The 2,571-nt window shown below is 62.7% G+C and carries 2 protein-coding genes; both read left to right on the top strand.

The window, feature by feature from the left end; translation table 11 throughout:
- The coding region (locus ACR1XV_RS21365) for a non-ribosomal peptide synthetase (RefSeq protein WP_480535042.1) at positions 1–1,341 on the top strand (1,341 nt) is incomplete at its 5' end.
- Positions 1,341–2,571, top strand: a 1,231-nt coding sequence (locus ACR1XV_RS21360) for an alpha/beta fold hydrolase (protein ID WP_480535040.1), incomplete at its 3' end; no start/stop codon positions are given. The genes ACR1XV_RS21365 and ACR1XV_RS21360, both read left to right, overlap by 1 nt.

The raw sequence follows: 2,571 nt of genomic DNA, 5'->3' as shown, positions 1-2,571 counted from the left end.
CACCCCCAGTCCCCCGCCTATATGATCTACACATCAGGCTCGACCGGAACGCCAAAGGGGGTGCTGGGCACGCAGCTGTGCCTGGCAAACCGGCTTGCCTGGGATTGCGTGGGCACAGGCAGCACCGCTAGCCTGATGAAGACGTCGATTTCCTTCGTCGATTCCATGTGGGAAGTGTTTTCCTCACTGACGATAGGCCAGTCTATCGTGATGGCAGGCCGTCTCGAGGATCTGTTCGCCGGTGACGCGGTGGCGGATCTGCCGGAGGACATCGCACTACGCACGGCCTTCGTCCCGTCGGTTTTGCACAAGCTGGCGAAGGCCTCTGGCGCAGATCATCTGTTGCTCAAGAAGGTCGGTTACTGGATCCTGGGTGGCGAAAAGCTGAGCCACCGTCAGGCCAGCGAAATAAAGGCGACCTTCCACGAAGCCCGGGTGATCAACACCTATGGCGCATCGGAATTCTGGGACGCGACTTTTTACGATCTGGCCGAGGACACCAGCCACGACCATGTGCCCATCGGTCGGCCGGTGGACAATGCCCGTGTCTATATCCTCGACGCGTTCATGAATCCTTGCCCGCTGAATGTGCCGGGCGCGCTCTTTGTGGCGGGAAGCGGTCTGGCGCGGGGCTATGCAGGAAAGGCGGCTCGGACGGCGGCGCATTTCGTGGCCAACCCGTTCGAGTCAGACGGCGCGCGGATGTATCGCACCGGCGACCTCGGTTGCTGGCGGTCGGACGGGACCATCGAATTCATTGGGCGATCCGACGACCAGGTGAAGGTCCGCGGTTTCCGGGTCGAGACCGGAGAGATCGAAGCGGCGCTGATGCGGCATGATGGCGTTGCAGAGGCCGCTGTCGTCGCGCGCCCCGATGCCCAGGGTGAAAATCAGATAGTCGCGTATTTCGTGCCCCAAGGCGAGGGTGCGCCGCGGCCCGACGTGGTCCGGCACTTCGTCTCGTCCATCCTGCCTCAATTCATGGTGCCGGCGCATATCATCATGCTCGACGCCCTGCCGCTAACCAAGAGCGGCAAGCTCGACCGTAAGAGACTGCCCGCCCCAGGCGCGCCGCTCGCCGTCAAGACGGAACCACGCGACATGCGCGAAACCGTCGTGGCCGAGGTTTTTGCCGAGGTTCTGGGCGTCGAGGATTTGAGCGTCACCGAAAACTTTTTCGATCTCGGCGGGCATTCGCTCTCGGCGCTGGTCGCGCTGGCAGAAATCCGCAGCCGGACGGGCGCGGGGCTGGCTCTGACGGCGTTCTACGAGCGCCCCACAGTCGAACATGTGGCCAGGGCAATGCGCGGGTTGATGACCGAACACCAGGGGGAAATCTGATGGAAGGCGATCGCCAGACCGCAGCGGAACACTTGATCGAGATGCTCTCGGCCGATGGTGTCCGGCTTTGGGTTGAGGAGGGAAAGCTCAGGTTCTGGTCGCCGCGCGGCCCGCTGAGCGCCCGGGTCATGAGCGATCTTAAGGCGCTGAAGCCAGAGCTTTTGCGGCTGGCGGCGAATGGCACGGAACGCGCTAGCGCGCCTGCAGAAAAATCGCCCCTGATCCGGCTTCAGGACGGCAGCAGCCCGCCGCTCTTTTGCATTCATTCGATCTCGGGCGGGGCCAACTTCTACAGCAAATTCGACGCCAGCCACCAGCCCGGCAAAGAGCCAATCGAGATGTTCGGCGTCAGCGCCATGGATTTTTACGACTCGCATGACTTTCCCGATCGTCTCGAGGATCTGGCCACCTGGTATGCCGAGGATATCGACCGCACCGCGCCCGATGCGCCGCTGCTTTTGTGCGGCTATTCCATGGGCGGCAACCTCGCTTTCGAGATCGCCCGTCAGTTGGACGCGGGCGGACGCCGGATTGCGCTGGTGGCGCTAATCGATTCGCCGTTCCGCACGCCGTTCGATCTCGCCGACGCGGCCTTTGACCGGGTGATCTGGTCGACATTCATCAACATCTGTCTGGGCCGCGCGCCGGCTTGGGCCGCGGCGGCGGACGCGCCCTTCTTCGGGATGTCCAAAAGCGCCCGTCTCGCGACGATCCTGGACGAGATCAAGGGGTCTGGGAAATCGAACTTTCCGCCAAGCTTCACCCTCGACAACCTGACGTCCTACCATGCGTTCTTCATGCGGCTGAACCGGTTGCGGGCGATGTACCGGCCGCAGCCCTATGACGGGAACGTCGTCTTTCTGTCCGCCTCGCAAAGCCCCAATGCCGAGACCATTCAGGAATGGGCGAGGGTCAGCACCGGCCGCTTCAAGGTGCGCGACATCCCGGGGGCGCATAACGAGCTCTTCCGTGATCCCGAAAGCCTGGCCGCGATCAGCACCTGCCTGACTGAAGAGATCGGCAAGGCACTGGCCCGTGAGAGCGTTGCGACCGCCTCGGCACCCGCGTCGTATGAACAGACACGGCTGTGGTTCCACTATCGAAACACCCCGCGCGACACGCTCTACAACATCACCCGAGTGCTCGAGCTTTCTGGCGATCTGGATGTCGACGCGTTGGAGGGAGCGTTTTTCGATGTGCTGGATCGGCACGAGGTGTTGCGGACGACTT

This window comes from Ruegeria sp. AD2(2025), assembly GCF_056542385.1.
The sequence above is the reverse complement of the archived record's forward strand: the minus strand, read 5'-3'. Positions and strand labels throughout refer to the sequence as shown.